Genomic DNA, 18,520 nt, shown 5'->3' on the forward strand with positions numbered 1-18,520 from the left:
GAAAAGCTGGGGGACGTGAACGCGAACGCGATTGCGGGCGTCGAGCTCGCAGACCCGGGGCTCGCCGCTGCCACGGCGGAGGGCCTCTCCCGCGTGGAGGAGCTGCTGCATCGGGAGGTGCACAGCGACTACCAGTTCGTCACCGAGACGTCGTTGCACCTCATCGACGCGGGTGGCAAGCGGTTCCGCCCGCTCTTCACGCTGCTCGCCGCGCAGATCGGTCCCCGGCCCGACGACGAGGACGTGTTCACGGCCGCCGCGGTGGTCGAGCTGATCCACCTCGCCACGCTGTACCACGACGACGTCATGGACTCGGCCACGATGCGGCGCGGGGCCGAGAGCGCCAACTCCCGGTGGGACAACACCGTGGCGATCCTCACCGGCGACTTCCTCTTCGCCCACGCGTCGCGCCTCGTGGCCGACCTGGGCCCGGCCGCGGTGCGGATCATCGCGGAGACCTTCGCCGAGCTCGTCACCGGTCAGATGCGCGAGACCCGCGGCCCACGGCCAGGCGAGGACCCCGTGGAGCACTACCTCGCCGTCATCGCGGAGAAGACGGGTTCCCTGATCGCCACCTCCGGCCGGTACGGCGGCATGTTCTCCGGATGCGCGCCCGAGCAGGTGGAGGCGCTGCGTCGGTTCGGCGCCACCATCGGCACCGCCTTCCAGATCTCCGACGACGTCATCGACATCGCCTCGCCGTCCGACAGCTCCGGGAAGACGCCCGGCACCGACCTGCGCGAGGGCATCCACACCCTGCCGATGCTCTACGCCCTGCAGGACAGCGGTCCGGACGTCGACCGCCTCGGTGTGCTGCTGTCGCGCCCCATCGCCGACGACGCCGAGGTGGACGAGGCGCTGGAGCTGCTGCGCACCGGCCGCGGCCTGGCCCGCGCCCGCGACGTGCTGGCCGACCAGGCGGCGGCAGCCCGCACGGAGCTCGGCAAGCTCCCGGCGTGCCCGGCAACGGAAGCACTGGCCTCCCTCACGACCTACGTGGTGGACCGGACGGCCTGATCCCCGTCCGACGAACGCGCCGTTCGTCGGGACGGACAGCACTGGCCTGGCGGCGCATGTCGTGCCACGGTAAGGGGCCGATCGCGGAGGGTCAGGGAGTGGCTGTGGCGCATGCCCGTGCATGGTGGCTGGTGGCGCTGCTCGCGGTGCCCGCCGTGCTCGCGGGTCTCGCGCTCCCGTGGGCGGGTCCGCCGTCGTCGGCCGCGCCGCTCGCGATGCCGGCGACGGCGCCGTCCACCACGTCTCCGACCGCTGCCGCGCCGGTCGTCGTCACGGATCCGGCGCCCGCCGAGCCGCCGGATCCGACGGCCGCCGACCTGGCACAGGTGCTGGCCGCGCATCCGATCCGCTTCACCGCCGACTCGGCCGCACTCACGGGGCCTGCGGCCGACACGGCCCGGCGGGTAGGGGAGCTGCTCGCGGCGGGTCCGGCCGTGCCGGTGCTGGTGGAGGGCCACGTGGCAGACACCCCCGGCGGCCCGGACGCCGTCCAGCGGCTCTCCGACCAGCGGGCCGCGGTGGTGGCTGAGGCACTGGTGGCGGCCGGAGTCCCGGCCGAGCGGATCACCGCCAGAGGTGCCGGTGCGATCCGGCCGCTCGCCACGGTGGAGGAGAGCAGACGGGTCGAGATCACGGTCGGATAGGGGAGGCGGCATGGCCGAGACGTTCGCGCGGGTCTGGTTCCTGTGCGCGATCGCGTTCCTCGCGGGGTCCGCGGTGACGTGGCTGCTGTTCGTCCGTGGGCGCCCGCAGCACCGGTCGCACCCGCTGTTCCGCCCCGCGCCGCCGCGGATCCAGCACCGGGCGGCCGGCCTGCCGCGCATCGAGCCTGCGGCTCCGACCGCGCCGCCACCCGCGCCGGCGGAGCCGGCACTCGCGAACCTCGACACCCACCGGAACGAGCCCACCACTCGGCGCCGCCTCGGTTCGAGCGCTGCCGGGGCGCTGGACCGCCTCGGGGTCGCCGGCGGAGCGCACCGCCGGGACGCGTCGCCGACCGCCGAGATCCCGGCCCAGGGCAGCCCTGTCGACGAGCCCGGCCCCGGCGACAGCAGGTGATCACGGCCGCTGACTTGCTTCACGTCATGGCCGTCTCGTACTGCGGGCGCCCAGTGGTGCGGTAGGTGTGGATCGTCAGCCCCTTCGGGGTGGACTGCAGGTCGACCAGCTCGAGTCCGATGTCCGGGCCGGTGGCGGGGAAGAGCCGCGTGCCCTGGCCGACGACCACGGGATAGGTGAGCAGCACGATCTCGTCGACCAGTCGCTGGTCGAGCAGCCAGCGGATCAGAGTGCCACTGCCCCACACCTGCAGGTCGCCCCCCGGCTGGGCCCTCAGCTCGCCGGTGGCGCCCGCGACGTCACCGGACAGGACGGTCGTGTTCGCCCATCGCAGGTCGGTGAGCGTGGTCGAGGCGACGTACTTGGGGCGCGTGTTCAACGCCTCTCCGACGGGGTTTCCCGGATCCATGCCTGTTCCCCATGAGCCGGCGAAGATCTCGTAGGTCCGCCGGCCGAACAGGAACGCGTCGGCGCGCTGGAAGGCCTGGCTGATGAACGTCGAGGCCCTGTCGTCGAGCAGCGGCGGGGCCCATCCGAAGCGCTCGAATCCGCTGCTGCCGTCCTCGTCCGGCGCGCCGGCTCCGCGCCGGGTCTCTGCATCGATCCGTCGATGTCCTTGCGTCACCCCATCGACGGAGACATTCGTGAAGGTCGTCAGCTTCATGGTCGCGGTTCCCTTCGCGCTGGCTGCCGTTCTCCCACCATGGCCACGAACGGGTTCACCACGGTTCGACATCGCCGCTGGATCTCTTCCGAGATTTTCCCGGGCCTGCACGTGCACACGAGTCCGGCCATCGGCGCAGCCGACTTCGGACACCGCAAACGGCGCCCGGCCGGGTGGTCGGGCCGGCGAGCACCTGTGCACACCGCCGGATCGTGATATGCACCGGTCCGGTCGCTCTCAGGAAGGGATGCGTCGTGGGTCAGATCTGGTGGTGGGTGGTACTGGCCGTCGTGGTCGTCGCGCTGCTCGTCGCGGTGGCCCTGCTGCGCTCGCGGCGGCGAACCGGTTCCGGGGCGCCGGACGTCGAGATCGCGGCTGCCGCGGCGGGAGGCGCCGCCGGGGCGGTCGGGGCCGCCGCCATCGCGGCGGCGCACACCGAGAAGGACGCCAGGGCCACCGAGCCGGCTCCCGACGAGCCGGACGCGGACGCCGGTACCGACGCGAGGGCCGCGGATCCGCCGGACCGGGCCGCTCCGGCGCAGGCGGCCGCCGCCGAGCCCGCCGGCGATCCTGATGCCGGGACGGCCGGATCGGAGGCAGCCGCGCGGTCGCGGGTCGCCGATGCGCGTGCTTCCGATGACACGCAAGCGGCCGGTCCGGGTGGCACCGATGGCGTCGCCGAGCCGTCCGATGCCGCTCGCGCAGACCGGGTGGCCGAGCCGGACCCGCCCGCCGAGCAGCCGGGATCGGTCGATCCGGGCGCCGAGATCGACGCTGCTGCCGACTCGGCCGGTGCGGCCGAGCCCGAGGTGTTCGAGGCGGAGGACCCGGGAGCCGCCGGTGAGCAGCCACGCACCGGGCTCCTGGATGATCGCCGCGGTGCCGCGACGAGCATCCCGGCTCCCCGTGAGGAGCAGCCACTCCCCGGATCGCCTGCCGGGCCCGGCGAGCGCAGGCCGCCCGAACCGCGGAGGCCCCATCCCGCCGGCTCGGCGCTCGCGGCGCTCGACTCCGGTCTCGTCGGTCCCGCGACGTCGTTGTCCGCCGCCGCGGCCGCGGTCTCGGCGGCCTCCGCTCGCCCTGGGCCGTACCCCGGCTCGCTGCTCCCCGCCGCGGACGGCTCGAGCCCGTCCCCGGACCACCAGGTCAAGGCCAACGAGGGTTCCCGCCGCTTCCACACGCCGGACTCGCCCTACTACCTGCGCACACGCGGGGACGCCTGGTTCCGCACCACGGAGGAGGCCCGCGCGGCCGGTTTCACCGGGTGGGACGATCACGCATAGATCGCACCGTAAACGAAGCAAGATCCGCTTCAGTGATGGATCACCACTCGATCGAGTGACCCGAGTGTCACGTTCGGTGGGATCCCCCTAGCCTCACCCGCGGCTCCCCGCTCCCCAATCAGGTGACAACCGCAATCGCGAACAACGTGTCGCGATGGTGAGGAAATGATGCTGAAGAAGACTCTGACCGTCGGTGCGACCGCACTTCTCGCGATTCTGGCCTCGGCCGGTGTCGCGTCCGCTGCCGAGGCGAACGCCTCGCAGATCGTTCCGCTCCCCCCGATCGCGTCGCCCGTTGAGCACGAGTCGACCACCCTTCCCGAGCCGGACGAGGAGGAGGACACGGATTCGACGTCGGACTCCGAGTCGACCTCCGCGCCGGAGTCGGACGCCACCACCGACGAGTCGGACAGCACGCCCGACGAGTCGGACAGCACCTCGGACGAGTCGGACTCCGCGACCGACGAGTCGGACACCACGACCGACCCGGAGGAGGAGCCGGAGCTGGACGAGCCTGCCCCGGCCCCGATCGAGGAGCCTGCCCCCAGCGGCCCGCTCGGTCTGATCCAGTCGCTCGTCACGTCGCTGTTCGGCTGATCGACGCCAGTAGTTGAACGGGCCCCGCCGGAACTTCCGGCGGGGCCCGTTCCGTGCGACCGGGTCAGCCGGCGATCGTCCAGGTGTCGCGGCCGTTGAGCAGGGCCTGCAGATCGCGGGTCCCCTTCTCCGTGGCCTTGGCCACCTGCGCGCGGACCGCGTCGTCGTACGTGGTGCGGTCGGCGTTGCGGAAGATGCCGGTGACGGTGTGGTTGAGGTCCTGGTCGGACAGGCGCGACAGGGCGAACGCCAGGTTGACGTCCCCTGCGTCGTGCACGACGACCTGGTCGGCGTCCACCTCGTTCATCTTGGCGACGGTGAGCCCGAAGCCCTCGCGCACGACGGCGTAGCTGCCCAGCCCGTCGTCGGCCGCCGGGCCGAAGCGGATGGGCTCGCCGTGGCGCACCGGGATCACCCGCTCCTCGGCCTCCTCGCCCTTGCGCAGCACGTCGAAGCTGCCGTCGTTGAAGATCGGGCAGTCCTGGAAGATCTCGACGAGTGCGCTGCCGCGGTGGGCGGCGGCCGCGCCGAGCACCTCGGTGAGGCCCTTGCGGTCGGAGTCGAGGGCGCGCCCGATGAAGGTGGCCTCGGCGCCGAGCGCCAGCGAGATCGGGTTGAACGGGTGGTCGATCGAGCCCATCGGCGTGGACTTGGTGACCTTGCCTTCCTCGCTGGTGGGCGAGTACTGGCCCTTGGTCAGACCGTAGATCCGGTTGTTGAACAGCAGGATCTTGAGGTTGACGTTGCGGCGCAGGGCGTGGATCAGGTGGTTGCCGCCGATGGAGAGCGCGTCGCCGTCACCGGTGACGACCCAGACCGACAGGTCGGGGCGCGACGTGGCGAGGCCGGTGGCGATGGCGGGGGCGCGGCCGTGGATCGAGTGCATCCCGTAGGTGTTGAGGTAGTACGGGAACCGCGAGCTGCAGCCGATGCCCGACACGAACACCGTGTTCTCGCGCTTGATGCCCAGCGTCGGCAGGAACTGGCGCACGGCGGCGAGCACCGCGTAGTCGCCGCAGCCCGGGCACCAGCGCACCTCCTGGTCGGAGGTGTAGTCCTTGGCGGTCTGCTTCTGGTCGGTGGTCGGAACCCCGTCGAGCCCACCCGGGGAGGGGAGCCCGAGGTCGATCGCAGTCATGCACGCACCCCGTTGAGGTAGTCCAGGAACAGGTCCTGCAGCTCTTCGGCCTTGAAGGGCAGGCCGGCGACCTTGGTGTAGCTCTTGACGTCGACGAGGTAGCGCGCACGCAGCACCATGGCGAGCTGGCCGAGGTTCATCTCGGGCACCACCACGGTGCGGTAGCGGGCGAGCACCTCGCCGAGATTTGCGGGGAGCGGGCTGAGGTGCCGCAGGTGTGCCTGCGCCACCTTGCGGCCCATCGCGCGGACGCGGCGGGCGCCCGCGCCGATCGGGCCGTAGGTCGAACCCCAGCCCAGCACGAGCAGCTCGGCGTCGCCGTCCGGGTCGTCGACCTCGATGTCCGGCACCGGGATGCCGTCGATCTTGGCGGCGCGCAGCCGGACCATCCGGTCGTGGTTGTCCGGGTCGTAGGAGATCCCGCCCCGGCCGTCGGCCTTCTCCAGGCCACCGATCCGGTGCTCGAGACCAGGTGTGCCGGGTACCGCCCACGGCCGGGCGAGGGTTTCCTCGTCGCGGAAGTAGGGCCAGAACTCGCCCGAGCCGTCGGGGGCGTTCGGCGCGGTGGCGAAGCCGGGGTCGAACGTCGGGAGCGTGGTGGCGTCCGGCACCTTCCACGGCTCCGACCCGTTGGCCAGCGAGCCGTCCGACAGCAGGATCACCGGCGTGCGGTAGGTGACCGCGAGCCGCACGGCCTCCAGAACGGCGTCGAAGCAGTCGGCGGGCGAGCGCGGCGCGATGACCGGCAGCGGCGCCTCGCCGTTGCGGCCGTGCAGGGCCTGCAGCAGGTCGGCCTGCTCGGTCTTGGTGGGCAGGCCGGTGGACGGGCCGCCGCGCTGCACGTCGACGACCAGCAGCGGCAGCTCGAGCGCCACCGCGAGGCCGATCGTCTCGGACTTCAGCGAGATGCCCGGCCCGGACGTGGTGGTGACGCCGAGCGCGCCACCGAAGGCCGCGCCCAGCGCCGCGCCGACGCCTGCGATCTCGTCCTCGGCCTGGAACGTGGTGACGCCGAACGACTTGTGCTTCGACAGCTCGTGCAGGATGTCCGACGCCGGGGTGATCGGGTAGGAACCGAGGAACACCGGCAGCCCGGACAGCTGCCCGGCCGTGACGATCCCGTAGGCGAGCGCGGTGTTGCCGGTGATCTGCCGGTAGGTGCCGACGTCCAGCTTGGCGGGCGCCACCTCGTAGGTGACGGCGAAGGACTCGGTGGTCTCGCCGTACGCGTGGCCCGCCTTGAAGGCGAGGATGTTGGCCTCGGCGAGGTCGGGCCTGCGGGCGAACTTCTCCCGCAGGAACCGCTCGGTGCTCTCGTGCGGGCGGTGGTACATCCAGGACAGCAGCCCGAGGGCGAACATGTTCTTCGCCCGCTCCGCGTCCTTCTTCGACAGCCCGGTCTCCTCCAGCGCCCCGCGGGTGAGCGTGGCCATCGCGACCGGGAACACCGAGTACTGCTCGAGCGAGCCGTCCTCGAGCGGGTTGGCCTGGTAGCCGACCTTCGTCAGGTTGCGCTTGGTGAACTCGTCGGTGTTGACGATGAGGATGCCGCCGGCGGGCAGGTCGCCGACGTTGGCCTTCAGCGCGGCCGGGTTCATCGCGACGAGGACGTCGGGGCGGTCGCCGGGGGTGAGGATGTCGTAGTTCGCGAAGTGCAGCTGGAACGACGACACGCCCGGCAAGGTGCCGGCGGGGGCCCGGATCTCGGCGGGGAAGTTCGGGAGCGTCGAGAGGTCGTTGCCGAACGCCGCGGTCTCGGAGGTGAAGCGGTCGCCGGTGAGCTGCATGCCGTCACCGGAGTCGCCGGCGAAGCGGATGACGACGCGATCGCGCTCTACTACCTCACGTCCGCCGCCGGACGGTGCTGAGAGATGATCGACGGCGGTGTCAGAAGTCATTCGAGGTCGGTCCTCGGGTCGACGGGGCGTGCTCTGTGTTGTCTTCCGAGGTTAGCTCGCACTACGTCGGAGTGTCGTCGCGCCCCGGTCCACGTCACACCCGATCGTTCGCATGGTCGAAACACGGTGTTACCGGCCCGACCTGCTGATCGTCGCCTGGAGGGCGGCGAGCCGGTCGCGGAACTCCACCGATCGCACAGACTCGGCCTGCGCCCGCACCTCGACCTCGACGGCCTCGGCCTGGGTCGCCATGCCGGCCGTGAGCCGAAGCGTCGCCTTCGTGGTGCGCACGAGGTCACGGGGGGCCGCCGCCGCGTGGGCGGCGAGCTCGACGGCGGCTCCCACCACGTCTTCGGCAACACGGTGCACCAGTCCGATCCGCGCCGCCTCGCCGGCGTCCACGACCTCGCCGAAAAGCGTGAGCGCGGCGGCGCCTTGCGGGCCGAGTACCCGCTGCACCATCCACGTATAGCCGCCTCCGGGGTGCAGACCGAGCGGGAGGAACCGGGACTCGAACCGCGCCCGCGGCCCGGCCAGCCGCAGGTCGCACGCCAGTGCGAGGTTCAGCCCCGCGCCGACGGCGGCACCGTTGACGGCCGCGATCGTCGGCAGCGGGCACTCGGCGACGGCGAGGAAGCCTGCGTAGACCGTGTGCAGCGTGGCCGGGTCGGCGGTGGCGAGCTCGCTCAGGTCGCCGCCTGCGCAGAACGCCGGCTCCTCCCCGGTCACGACGATCGCGCCGACCGCGTCGTCGGCGGCCGCGGCGCGCACGGCCTCGGCGAGCTTGCCGGACAGCTCGATGTTCAGGGCGTTGCGCCGTTCCGGGTTCGACAGCGTGAGGACGGCGACGCCGTCGGTCGTCTTCGTGCGGACGTCGGTGGCCATACCCACATCCTGCCTTCCGCCCGGATCGCCCCAACCGGTCCCGGGCGCGACGGGTCGTCAGGGATCGAACAGCAGCCGGAGCGAACAGCAACGCAGAGGAGCCCCCGTGCCCCGCCCCTCCCGGACATGGACAGCCGCAGGCGCAGCGCTGGCCGCGTGGAGCGGCGCCGTGCTCGCATTGCTCTTCAGACCGTGGATCGTCCACCACCTCTTCCTGCTGGGCTTGGTGCTGATCGGTTCTGTGCTGGTGGCGGCGATCGGCGCTACCGCGATGCTGGTGCTGCTGCTGGTCCGTCGGTACGGCAGCCCGCTGGCGGTCGCGATGGTGCCCGTCGTGGTGGCCGCCGCAATGCTCTGCTTCGCGGTGGACTGGAACGTCGCGTTCGCGCGGTTCTGGTTCACGACCCATCGGGCCGAGTTCGTCGCGGCGGCGGAGCTGGCGGAATCGGGGGGACTCGGCACGCCCGGTGGGTGGGACTACTACGGCGTCGAGCTGCCGCCGGGGCTGCGTTCGATCTCCGTAACGGGGCGCATGGCGCCGACGGCGTTGGAGAGCAGCAGGCAGCTCGACGGTTCCGTGCTCCTGGTGCCGGCGTACCTCGGGTTCCGCGACGGAGGGGGCGGTTTCGCCCACGGCCGCGGGGTCGGGCGAGAGCCGGTGCACGTCTTCGGCGATTCCTCGCGCCGTGCCGTCGAACTCGGTGACGGGTGGTGGTGGGTGGACTAGCCCAGTGGTGTTACCACCGGATTCCGTGATCATGGTGCATCGGCGCGTTCGCGGTGGTCGCGCGAATGATCCGCAGTAGCGGTTGTCAATTGCTGTGGCGACAGCGATAGGCAACCGCTGCACGGGATCTTGCCTCCCATGATCCGCGGTATCGGTTGTCCACGGTTGTGGCCACAGCAATGGACAACCGCTAGTTCGGATCATGCCGCTCGGCGTCGTGAGCGCGGGCCCGTCTGGTCGGCCTGGTCGGGTGTTGCGATGGGCGCGCCGTTCCCGGCTCGGATCACCTCGTGCCCGCCCGACATCCGGGCTTCTTGCGTGTTCGCTCCCGTTCCCCTCGACCCCGTACCCGGCGCGTTCCGCGGAATGTCGTGATCAGCGGTTCGGCGCGCACGCGGCCGGATCGAGGGTGTTGGCGAATCCGGTCATGGCGCCTTTGGTGAGGTGTCCGGGCAATGGGAGCTGTGGTGCGCGTGTGCTGGGGCCTTCGGTGGCGCCAGGGTCTCCGTAGCCGCCTTGGACCAGGGCCTTCGGTGGCGCCGCGCATCGTGCGGGGGCCGCCCCTCAGATGTCAAGGGCGCCTACGGCGTCGCTGCGCGATCGCTTCGCGACCCTTGACCTCTGAGCCTCTGCGGCCCCTACGGGCAAACCAACGCGGGCAGGCAAAGGCCTGCCCGGAGGCGCGCGGCGCCACAACGTCCCCGCCGAGCCCCTGGTGTGCAGCTCGGAACGATCTCCGCTGCTCACGCACCCGTTCACCGCCCACGCGCCCCGTCGACCAGGCGCGTGGGCCGACACGGGGCGCGCGAGCGCACACCAGGTGCGCGACCGGCACGGAAGCCCACCTTCACGTGCTCGGTGAGACCGGCCTGCTGGCGGCGGCGCGCGCCCATCGGGCAGACCCCCGGCCTGCCCGCAATGCTGGCCACGCACGATGCGCGGCGCCGCCAGCAGGCCCCACCGACCGCCACGGACTCGGCGCCCTCTCAGCGACCTGCCCCGTGATCGCTGCAGGCCTGGACAGGCACCAACACGCCTGATTCGACAACACCCTCGATCTGGCCGTGCTCGCACCCCGTCGATCACAGGCGCAGCAACCCGAGGCCGCGGACAGCCGGAAGCCCTCCGGGCCCTCAGACGCGACGATCTACAACCAGTGCCCGGAACACGGCCTGGTGGTTGCTCGTTGAAGGAGCCGGGGGAGGAAGGACCCGGAAGTGCACAAGTCGATGAACGGGCTGAAGACAGCCGTGTTGCTGGGCGGTCTCTCCGCGCTCGTGCTCCTCGTCGGTTCGCTTCTCGGAGGCCGCACGGGGCTCGTGATCGCCCTGTTCGTGGCGCTGGGCGTCAACGGCTACGCGTACTTCAACTCCGACAAGATCGCGTTGCGGGCCATGCACGCCCGGCCGATCACCGAGCCGGAGCACCCGGTGATGTACGAGATCGTGCGGGAGCTGTCGCGGGCGGCGCGCCAGCCGATGCCGCGGCTCTACGTGAGCCCCACGGCGGCGCCCAACGCGTTCGCCACCGGGCGCAGCCCGCGCCACGCCGCGGTGTGCGCCACCACCGGTCTGCTCCAGATGCTCGACGAGCGGGAGCTGCGCGCCGTGCTGGGCCACGAGCTCTCCCACGTCTACAACCGCGACATCCTCATCTCCTCGGTGGCGGGCGCGCTCGCCTCCATGGTGAGTTTCCTGGCCAACATCGCGATGTTCGCCGGCCTGTTCGGCGGCAGCGACGAGGACCGACCCAACCCGATCGCCCTGCTGCTGATCTCGCTGTTGGGCCCGGTCGCGGCCGGGGTCGTGCAGATGGCGGTGAGCCGGTCGCGGGAGTTCCAGGCCGACGCGAGCGGCGCCCGGCTCACCGGCGACCCCCTCGCGCTGGCGTCCGCGCTGCGCAAGCTGGAGCGCGGCACCCAGCTCGCGCCGCTGCCGCCCGATCCTCAGCTGGCGTCGCAGTCCCACCTGATGATCGCCAGCCCGTTCCGCGCCGGTGAGCAGCTCACGCGGCTGTTCTCCACCCACCCACCGCTGGGTGAGCGGATCCGGCGGCTGGAGGAGATGCACCTGCACCGGGGGTGAGTGTCGGGCCACTGGGGCATCCTGTTCCCGTGCCTGATCGACCCGTCGCCACCACGAGCGAATACGGCGTGCTCGGCGTGCGCACGGGATTCGAGCCGGACCGCGGGGACGACCGCTACTGCCTCGACCGGTTTCCCGCCGCCGACGACCTGGCCGACCTCGTGGAGCGCCACTGGCTCGTGTCGTGGGACCTGCCACCGGGGCGGGAGGGCTCCGTCACGCTGCTCCCGCACCCGTGCGTCAACCTCTGGCTCGACGGGGGCAGGTTCGCCGTGTCCGGCGTCGGGCGGGAGCGCTTCACCTACGTCTACCGCGGCGCAGGCCGGGTCTTCGGGGTCAAGTTCCGGCCCGGCGGGTTCCTGCCGTTCCTCGGTCGGCCGCTTTCCGACATCACCGGGGCCGTGCTGCCCGCCGAGCAGCTGTGGGGCCCGGCCGCCACGGCGCTCGCCGAGCGGATGGCTGCGGCGCCCGGGGCCGACCGGCTCGTCGCGCTCGTCGAGGAGTTCCTGCGGGAGCGCCGGCCGCCGCCGGATCCACAGGTCGACGTCGTCCAGCGCATCGTCGCCGCGCTGCTGCACGACCGCACGATCGCCCGTGTCGACGACGTCACCGAGAGGTTCAACATCAACCCCCGCACGCTGCAGCGGCTGTTCCAGCGGTACGTCGGGGTCAGCCCGAAGTGGGTGCTGCGCCGCTACCGCCTGCACGAGGCCGCCGCCGTGCTCGCCCGGGAGCAGCACCGGCCGTGGGCGGACGTGGCCGCCGAGCTCGGCTACTTCGACCAGAGCCACTTCATCCGCGACTTCACCGCGGCCATCGGAATGACCCCGGTGGCCTACGCCCAGGCCTGCCGGCGCATGGAGGCCCCGGTCAGCGCCTGAGCCGACCGTGCACATCCCGCGTCCACGGTGCACACGTCCCACGGTGTGCAGGGTGGCGCTGCGATGTGCACGGCGGGTGCGTGCGCCATGCTGGCGGCATGGAGCTGCGGGTGCGGTCCGGTGGCCGGGGCGAACCGGTGGTGCTGCTGCTGCACGGGCTCGGTGCCACGGCCGAGGTCTGGGACGGGCTCCTGCCGCTGCTGCCCGGCGCATGGGTGGCGCCCGACCTGCCGGGCCACGGCGGTTCCGCCCCGCTGCCTGCCTACACGTTCGCCGGCGTGGCCGAGGCCGTCGCCGACATGGTGGACCCGGCCGGCACCGTCGTCCTCGGGCACTCCTTCGGCGGTGTGGTCGGGCTGCACCTGGCCGCGCGGCCCGGCGTCCGCGCGGTGATCGGCCTGGGCATCAAGGTCGCCTGGACGCCGGAGGAGCTCGCCCGGGCCGCCGCGCTGGCCGCCCGCGAGCCGGCCCGGTTCGCCACCCGCGACGAGGCCGTGGCCCGGCACCTGCGCGTGTCGGGCCTCGACGGCCTCGTGGCCCCCGACTCGGCCGCCGCGCTCGCGGGCGTGGTCGAGCGGGACGGGATGTGGCGCCCGGCGCTCGACCCCCGCGCGTTCGGTGTGGGTGACCCGCAGCTCGCCGCCCTGCTGGCGGCCGCGCCCGTTCCGGTCGTCCTGGCCAGGGGTGAGCACGACACCATGGTCAGCGCCGAGCAGTTGCGCGCGCTCGTCCCGTCGCCCGTCGATCTGCCGGGGCTGGGCCACAACGCGCACGTGGAGGCCCCTGCGGCGGTGGCGGAGCTCCTGCTCAGGCACCGCGACGCCGCTCACGCACCCCCAGTCCGTTGACGCGCCCCGTCGACGGGCGGCGCGGGCGGAGAGCGGGAGCATCGGCGAGGCGTGCGCGGATCGCTCGTCGACGGTTCTCCTCGGTACGGCCCTAGCGCGTGTTTACTAATCGGCGGAGCCAGATGTTGATCTCTACGATCTGGGTGGTGGCTTCGAAGCGCAGGGCGAGCTTGTCGTAGCGGGTGGCGAACCCTCGGTGCTGTTTGTGCAGGTTGATGCTGCACTCAACGGCATGCCGCTGGCGGTAGATGTCGGGGTCGAACCGTGGAGGCCGTCCACCACGTGATCCACGCTTACGCCGGTGGGCCTGCTGGTCGCGCTTGATCGGGATAGTCGCGCGGATACCGCGTCGGCGTAGGTAGGCGCGGTTGGCCCAGGATGAGTAGGCCTTGTCGGCCAGTACCCGGTCCGGTCGGGTCCGGGGCCGCCCCTGCCCGGGCCGCAGGACCCGGATGCGTTCCAGGACCGGCACGAACTGCGGGCTGTCTCCTCGATGCCCGGCGGTGAGCAGCATCGACAGCGGCTTACGCCCCTGCTCAGAAGCCAGATGCAGCTTTGTGGTCCATCCGCCACGGGACCGGCCGAGTGCGTGGTCGGCCGGCTCATCACCGGGTGGTTCGACTTGACCGGCCGGGTCTTGGCGGGCGCCCGCGGCGTGCTGGTGCGCCCGCACGATCGTGGAGTCCACCGACACGTCCCAGCAGATCAGGCCAGCCTCGTCACCGAGTTGCTGCAGGCGTTCCATGATCCGGGTCCAGATGCCGTCACGTTGCCAGGCCCGGAACAGGCCGTAGACCGACTGCCAGGACCCGTACCGCTCGGGTATGTCCCGCCACGGTGTGCCGGCACGGGTCCGCCACCGGATCCCGTCGATCAACTGTCGTCTGGTCCACGTTCGGGGCCGCCCACGCCCACTCACCGCAGGTAGCAGGGGTGCAAGCAGCTGCCACTGCGCGTCGGTGAGGTCATGACGGGCACCCGCGGGTACGGTCCCCACGAGGTCTCCGGTGGTGATGGTCTTCTTGGTCGTTGATCCATCTACCGGAGGCCTCACTCATCTCCGCCGACCGACACGCGCTGGCCGACGACGAAGATCCACTTTCTAAACAGGCGCTAGCTGTACTGACTCGGGAGGTTGACGGTCATGCGGCGAGTCGGGTGATCGGAGGGCGGCCGCCGAGGGCGGAGTGGGCGCGTCGAGTGTTGTAGTGCTCGACCCAGCTGTCCAGGGCGGTGAGCCGGTCGTGGTTGGACAGCCAGGGTTGGGCGTAGGCGAACTCGGTCAGCAGGGTGCGGTTGAGCCGTTCAGCTTTGCCGTTGGTCCAGGGGCAGCCGGGTTTGGTGAACCGGCGCCGGATCCCGAGCGCGACACACACCGCCCGCCAGTCCTGCCCGATCCGGTAGACCTTGGCGTTGTCGGTCAGGACCCGCAGCACTCGCACGCCGTGCTCGCGGAACCAGGCCACGGCCCGGTGCAGGAACCCGGCGCAGGTGGTGTCGCGTTCGTCGGGCAGCGCTTCGATGTAGGCCAGCCGGGAGTGGTCATCGACCGCGACGTGCAGGTAGTCGTAGCCGATCCCGCGCCCGATTCCGCGCCCGATTCCGCTCTGGCGGGCTTCTCGGCGCCCGTGCAGCCGCCAGCCGCCGCCGTCAGGGACCCGGCCCAACTTCTTGACATCGATGTGGATCAGATCCCCGGGGTGGGGGCGTTCGTAGCGGATCCCGCAGTGGCGGCGCCGGACCGGTGCGCCGGTGATCGGGTCGATCGCGGCCAGGTGCGGCACCTGGTGGCGGGCCAGCACCCGGCCGACGGTGGAGGCGACCAGGCCGAGCTCGCCGGCCAGGAACACCGCTCCCCGATGCGCGGTGGCTCGCAACTCGAGGATGCGGTCCTCGATCTGTGCGGCGACGCGGTTCGGGCTGGTGTGCGGCCGCGACGAGCGGTCGGCAAGTCCGTCCCAGCCCTCCTCGCGGTAGCGGCGGACCCACTTGTGCACCGTCGCTCGGGAGACGCCGAGTTGCTCGGCGATCCGCGCCGCTGGCCACCCGGCGAGGAAGCGTTCGACGATGAGCCGCCGCGCAAAGACGGTGGTGCGGGCGTTACGGTGCGCCACGAGGACCTCCTGGGCCTGGAGCGAGTGCGTGAGACACACCCACTCCGCCCGGAGGTCCTCCCTCGATCAAGCCGACACGCTGACCGAACTGTCAACAACGTCCTGAGTCGCTACACCCTAGCCGAACAGCACGACCGCCGCCCAGACCGAACCGGCCAGCACGGCTGCGTAGCAGAGCACGCTGATCGGCGTCCGCATCCGATCGAGCTGCAGGCCGTCGAAGAGGGTGTAGCGGAACCGGTGGGCCCAGTGCAGCAGCGCGAGCACGCACAGCCCGAGCAGCAGGATCCGGACCAGCGGGTGTCCCAGTAGCGCCGCGAACCCGGCGTGATCGGGTGGGGTGAGCAGCCCCAGCGGGAACAGCACGCCGAAGAGCAGCATCAGCACCGGGACGAGCAACGCGGTGACCATGCCCCCGGCGCTGAACATCAGCCACGCTGCGGCCTCGACCCTCGACGGCCTGGCCATCAGAGCATCACCACCAGGATCCAGGCCACGACCGCGGACACCACGAACCACGCGCCGAAGTGCCCCGCCGCCACCGCCTGCGGTGGCACCTGACGCCCCTGCATCCGCACGACGAGTGCCTTCGGGGCCAGGTTGAACCACGTGACGGCGTGCAGCAGCACGAACGCCAGCGCGACGAGGTTCACCAGGAGGATCAGCGGGCCCGCGCTCCACTCGATGAACTCCCGGTAGGCGGCCGGGCCGCGGTGGACCGCGGTGACCAGCAGCAGGAAGTGCACCACGAACCACGCCACGGCGACGCTCGACAGCTCCCGCAGCACGAACAGCAGGTACGAGCGGCGGCGCGTCCACCAGAACAGCGGGAGGGGCTGCCGGTACGGCGCGCTCACCGTCTGCTCCACGGCAGCAGCGTCCGCGCCGCGGCCGTCAGCTTGTAGCGCTGGATCGCCCCCGCAGGGTCCACGCCCTTCGGGCACGCTCGGGTGCACTCGCCGACGTAGGTGCACGCCCACACACCCGCATCGGTGGCGAGCACGTCCAGCCGCTGGTGGGCGCCCTGGTCGCGGGAGTCGAGGTTGTAGCGCTGGGCGAGGGCGATGGCCGCGGGGCCGAGGAAGTCGGGCTCGATCCCGTACACCGGGCACGCGGAGTAGCACAGCATGCAGTTGATGCACATGCTGTACTGCTTGTACGCGTCCAGCTGTTCCGGCGTCTGCAGGAACTCCACGTCGGCCACGCCGCCGTCGTCGTCGCGCACGAGCCAGGGCTTCACCTCGGGCAGCTTGTGCAGGAAGTCGTCGATCTCCACGACGAGGTCGCGGATCACGGGGAAGTTCGCCAGCGGTTCGACCCGGACGGGGCCCGGCGCGTAGTCGGTGAGGAAGGTGCCGCAGGTCAGGGCGGGGTCGCCGTTGACGGTCATCCCGCAGCTGCCGCAGATCCCCATCCGGCACGACCAGCGGAACGACAGCGTGCCGTCGAGGTGGTCCTTGACGTAGTTCAGGCCGTCGAGGACCGCCCACTCCTCCCGCATCGGCACCTCGTAGTCCTGCACCGTCGGCGCGCTCTCCGACTCCGGCCGGTAGCGGGTCACCTGCAACGTGATCATGTCGGGCACGCGCTCACCTCCCGTAGACCCGCTCGCCCGGCGGCCAGCGGGTGATCGTCACCGGCAGGTACTCCACGTGCGGTGCCCCGTCCGGGCGTCGGGTGACGAGCGTGTGGGCGAGGAACCGCGTGTCGTCGCGGCGGGGGAAGTCGGTGCGCTGGTGGGCGCCGCGCGACTCCTCGCGGCGCAGCGCGCTCGCCACCATCGTCTCGGCCACGTCGAGCATGAACCCGAGCTCCAGCGCCGCGACGAGCTCGGTGTTGAACGTGCGGCTCGTGTCCTCGAGGGTGGCCTTGTCGAACCGCTCCCGCAGCTCGGCGAGCTGCTCGACGCCCGTGAGCAGCGACTCGGTGTCGCGGAAGATGCCGACGCTGCCCTCCATCGCGTGCTGCATGTCGGTGCGCACGTCGGCGATCCGCTCGCGGCCGTTGCGGCGGGCCACCAGGTCGTGCTCGAGCCGCCGGCGCTCGTCGGCGAGCTGGGCCTCGACGCTCGGGGCCCCCGTGTCGGCGGCGGCGTACTCGGCAGCCGCGATCCCCGCCCTGCGCCCGAACACCAGGCACTCCGGCAGCGAGTTCGAGCCGAGCCGGTTGGCGCCGTTGATGCTCACGCACGCCACCTCGCCCGCGGCGAACAGGCCGGCGAGCCCGGTGGCGCCGTGGATGTCGGTGTGGACGCCGCCCATCATGTAGTGCTGCACCGGCCGTACCGGGATCAGCTCGTGCACCGGATCGATGCGCTCGTACTGCCGGCACAGTTCGCGCACGAACGGCAGCTTGGCGTCGATCACCTTCTCCCCGAGGTGGCGCAGGTCCAGGTAGACGACCGGGCCGTAGGGCGTGTCGACCGTGTTGCCCTTCTCCTGCTCGTGCACGAAGGCCTGGGAGACCCGATCGCGCGGCCCGAGCTCCATGCTGCGCATCACCGGCGTGGGTGAGGGCGTCCCGAGGTCGTAGTCCTGCAGGTAGCGGTAGCCGTCCTTGTTGAGCAGCCACCCGCCCTCCGCCCGGGCCGCCTCGGTGATCAGGATGCCCGTGAACGGCAGGCCGGTCGGGTGGTACTGGACGAACTCCATGTCCTTGAGCGGGGCGCCGGCACGGTAGGCCAGCGCCATCCCGTCCCCGGTCTTGATGTTGCCGTTGGTCGTGAACGGGAAGACGCGCCCGCACCCGCCCGTGCACAGCACGACCGCGCGTCCCGTGATGGCCTCGATCCGGCCGGTGGCCAGCTCGATCCCGACGGCCCCGCGGACGACGCCGTCGTCCACGAGGAGCTTCGTGACGTACCACTCGTCGTAGCGGACGATCTGCGGGAACTGCAGCGACGTCTGGAACAGCGTGTGCAGCAGGTGGAAGCCGGTCTTGTCCGCGGCGAACCAGGTGCGCATCTTCTTCATGCCACCGAACGCGCGCACGGCGACCTCGCCGTCGGGTCGGCGGCTCCACGGACAGCCCCAGTGCTCCAGTTGCAGCAGCTCCCGCGGCGCCTCCTCGACGAACGCCTCCACGGCATCCTGGTCGCAGAGCCAGTCGCTGCCCGACACGGTGTCGTACGCGTGCTCGTCGAGGCTGTCGTCGTTGCCGATGACGGCGGCGGCCCCGCCTTCCGCAGACACGGTGTGGCTGCGCATCGGGTAGACCTTCGACACCACCGCCACGGAGAGCCGGGGCTGGGCCTCCACGATCGCGATGGCAGCGCGCAGCCCTGCGCCACCACCCCCCACCACCACGACGTCGTGGTCGCCCATCG

General features: G+C 71.6%; 19 protein-coding genes. 9 read left to right on the plus strand and 10 right to left on the minus strand.

The annotated features are described in order from the left end of the window. Window positions 1-15: 15 nt before the first annotated feature. The 3 genes from FHX44_RS20310 (at window position 16) to FHX44_RS20320 (ending at window position 2,076) form a co-directional block, all read left to right on the plus strand. Window positions 16-1,017, plus strand: a complete 1,002-nt coding sequence (locus FHX44_RS20310) for a polyprenyl synthetase family protein (protein ID WP_147257244.1) — start codon at window positions 16-18, stop codon at window positions 1,015-1,017. Between the two features lie 104 nt (window positions 1,018-1,121). Continuing rightward, a complete protein-coding gene (locus tag FHX44_RS20315; RefSeq protein ID WP_147257245.1) occupies window positions 1,122-1,661 on the plus strand; it encodes an OmpA family protein in 540 nt (179 codons plus the stop codon). A gap of 10 nt (window positions 1,662-1,671) precedes the next feature. Beyond that, on the plus strand, window positions 1,672-2,076 hold the full coding sequence (locus FHX44_RS20320) for a hypothetical protein (RefSeq protein ID WP_147257246.1): 405 nt from the start codon (window positions 1,672-1,674) through the stop codon (window positions 2,074-2,076). Window positions 2,077-2,095: 19 nt separating this feature from the next. Here the strand turns inward: FHX44_RS20320 and FHX44_RS20325 are convergent, their stop codons facing one another. Continuing rightward, the gene (locus FHX44_RS20325; protein ID WP_147257247.1) at window positions 2,096-2,740 is read right to left on the minus strand and encodes a dihydrofolate reductase family protein; all 645 of its coding nucleotides are present in this window, start codon (window positions 2,738-2,740) and stop codon (window positions 2,096-2,098) included. A 254-nt stretch (window positions 2,741-2,994) separates the two neighbouring features. On the opposite strand from FHX44_RS20325, the gene FHX44_RS20330 reads away from it, so the two are divergent. Both FHX44_RS20330 and FHX44_RS20335 read left to right on the plus strand, forming a co-directional pair. Then, complete coding sequence (locus tag FHX44_RS20330; protein ID WP_147257248.1) at window positions 2,995-4,023, plus strand: sunset domain-containing protein; 1,029 nt, start codon at window positions 2,995-2,997, stop codon at window positions 4,021-4,023. Between the two features lie 168 nt (window positions 4,024-4,191). Then, a complete protein-coding gene (locus FHX44_RS20335) occupies window positions 4,192-4,620 on the plus strand; it encodes a hypothetical protein (protein WP_212612560.1) in 429 nt (142 codons plus the stop codon). 64 nt (window positions 4,621-4,684) lie between these two features. Here the strand turns inward: FHX44_RS20335 and FHX44_RS20340 are convergent, their stop codons facing one another. From FHX44_RS20340 to FHX44_RS20350, 3 genes are all read right to left on the minus strand, one after another. Further along, window positions 4,685-5,758 carry a 2-oxoacid:ferredoxin oxidoreductase subunit beta gene (locus FHX44_RS20340; protein ID WP_147257250.1) on the minus strand — a complete coding sequence of 358 codons (1,074 nt, stop codon included), beginning with the start codon at window positions 5,756-5,758 and terminating at the stop codon, window positions 4,685-4,687. After that, window positions 5,755-7,656, minus strand: coding sequence for a 2-oxoacid:acceptor oxidoreductase subunit alpha (locus FHX44_RS20345; protein ID WP_147257251.1), 1,902 nt, complete (start codon window positions 7,654-7,656; stop codon window positions 5,755-5,757). The genes FHX44_RS20340 and FHX44_RS20345 overlap by 4 nt, the downstream gene beginning before the upstream one ends. A 129-nt stretch (window positions 7,657-7,785) precedes the next feature. Further along, entirely contained in the window at window positions 7,786-8,541 is a 756-nt protein-coding gene (locus FHX44_RS20350) for an enoyl-CoA hydratase (RefSeq protein ID WP_147257252.1), read from the minus strand. Between the two features lie 106 nt (window positions 8,542-8,647). On the opposite strand from FHX44_RS20350, the gene FHX44_RS20355 reads away from it, so the two are divergent. From FHX44_RS20355 to FHX44_RS20370, 4 genes are all read left to right on the plus strand, one after another. Further along, on the plus strand, window positions 8,648-9,268 hold the full coding sequence (locus FHX44_RS20355; RefSeq protein WP_147257253.1) for a hypothetical protein: 621 nt from the start codon (window positions 8,648-8,650) through the stop codon (window positions 9,266-9,268). 1,217 nt (window positions 9,269-10,485) lie between these two features. Beyond that, entirely contained in the window at window positions 10,486-11,352 is an 867-nt protein-coding gene (htpX, locus tag FHX44_RS20360; protein ID WP_147257254.1) for a zinc metalloprotease HtpX, read from the plus strand. Window positions 11,353-11,381: 29 nt separating this feature from the next. Then, on the plus strand, window positions 11,382-12,233 hold the full coding sequence (locus tag FHX44_RS20365) for a helix-turn-helix domain-containing protein (protein ID WP_147257256.1): 852 nt from the start codon (window positions 11,382-11,384) through the stop codon (window positions 12,231-12,233). Between the two features lie 98 nt (window positions 12,234-12,331). Next, window positions 12,332-13,081 (plus strand): alpha/beta fold hydrolase, encoded by a 750-nt coding sequence (locus FHX44_RS20370; protein ID WP_147257257.1) that lies wholly within the window; start codon window positions 12,332-12,334, stop codon window positions 13,079-13,081. A 91-nt stretch (window positions 13,082-13,172) separates the two neighbouring features. Here the strand turns inward: FHX44_RS20370 and FHX44_RS20375 are convergent, their stop codons facing one another. From FHX44_RS20375 to frdA, 6 genes are all read right to left on the minus strand, one after another. After that, window positions 13,173-14,078: an IS5 family transposase gene (locus tag FHX44_RS20375; protein ID WP_147254064.1), complete on the minus strand. Its 906-nt coding sequence runs from the start codon at window positions 14,076-14,078 to the stop codon at window positions 13,173-13,175. A gap of 145 nt (window positions 14,079-14,223) precedes the next feature. Beyond that, the gene (locus tag FHX44_RS20380) at window positions 14,224-15,195 is read right to left on the minus strand and encodes an IS481 family transposase (protein WP_147253972.1); all 972 of its coding nucleotides are present in this window, start codon (window positions 15,193-15,195) and stop codon (window positions 14,224-14,226) included. A 117-nt stretch (window positions 15,196-15,312) separates the two neighbouring features. Then, window positions 15,313-15,663, minus strand: coding sequence for a fumarate reductase subunit D (locus FHX44_RS20385; protein ID WP_147257258.1), 351 nt, complete (start codon window positions 15,661-15,663; stop codon window positions 15,313-15,315). Next, window positions 15,663-16,064, minus strand: coding sequence for a fumarate reductase subunit C (locus tag FHX44_RS20390; protein WP_147257259.1), 402 nt, complete (start codon window positions 16,062-16,064; stop codon window positions 15,663-15,665). Before FHX44_RS20390 ends, FHX44_RS20385 begins: the two co-directional genes overlap by 1 nt. Next, window positions 16,049-16,771, minus strand: a complete 723-nt coding sequence (gene sdhB / locus FHX44_RS20395) for a succinate dehydrogenase iron-sulfur subunit (protein ID WP_342793512.1) — start codon at window positions 16,769-16,771, stop codon at window positions 16,049-16,051. The genes FHX44_RS20390 and sdhB overlap by 16 nt, the downstream gene beginning before the upstream one ends. A 13-nt stretch (window positions 16,772-16,784) precedes the next feature. Further along, a complete protein-coding gene (gene frdA / locus FHX44_RS20400; protein ID WP_147257261.1) occupies window positions 16,785-18,518 on the minus strand; it encodes a fumarate reductase (quinol) flavoprotein subunit in 1,734 nt (577 codons plus the stop codon). Window positions 18,519-18,520: the final 2 nt, after the last annotated feature.

It is taken from the genome of Pseudonocardia hierapolitana, assembly GCF_007994075.1.
Classification (GTDB): domain Bacteria; phylum Actinomycetota; class Actinomycetes; order Mycobacteriales; family Pseudonocardiaceae; genus Pseudonocardia; species Pseudonocardia hierapolitana.

Bases quoted from the DNA above. Each gene is read 5' to 3' on its own strand.
- FHX44_RS20320 (WP_147257246.1), top strand. From the start codon at position 1,672: ATGGCCGAGACGTTCGCGCGGGTCTGGTTCCTGTGCGCGATCGCGTTC.
- FHX44_RS20325 (WP_147257247.1), bottom strand. From the start codon at position 2,740: ATGAAGCTGACGACCTTCACGAATGTCTCCGTCGATGGGGTGACGCAA.
- FHX44_RS20335 (WP_212612560.1), top strand. From the start codon at position 4,192: ATGCTGAAGAAGACTCTGACCGTCGGTGCGACCGCACTTCTCGCGATT.
- FHX44_RS20340 (WP_147257250.1), bottom strand. From the start codon at position 5,758: ATGACTGCGATCGACCTCGGGCTCCCCTCCCCGGGTGGGCTCGACGGG.
- FHX44_RS20345 (WP_147257251.1), bottom strand. From the start codon at position 7,656: ATGACTTCTGACACCGCCGTCGATCATCTCTCAGCACCGTCCGGCGGC.
- FHX44_RS20350 (WP_147257252.1), bottom strand. From the start codon at position 8,541: ATGGCCACCGACGTCCGCACGAAGACGACCGACGGCGTCGCCGTCCTC.
- FHX44_RS20370 (WP_147257257.1), top strand. From the start codon at position 12,332: ATGGAGCTGCGGGTGCGGTCCGGTGGCCGGGGCGAACCGGTGGTGCTG.
- FHX44_RS20385 (WP_147257258.1), bottom strand. From the start codon at position 15,663: ATGGCCAGGCCGTCGAGGGTCGAGGCCGCAGCGTGGCTGATGTTCAGC.
- sdhB (WP_342793512.1), bottom strand. From the start codon at position 16,771: ATGATCACGTTGCAGGTGACCCGCTACCGGCCGGAGTCGGAGAGCGCG.
- frdA (WP_147257261.1), bottom strand. From the start codon at position 18,518: ATGGGCGACCACGACGTCGTGGTGGTGGGGGGTGGTGGCGCAGGGCTG.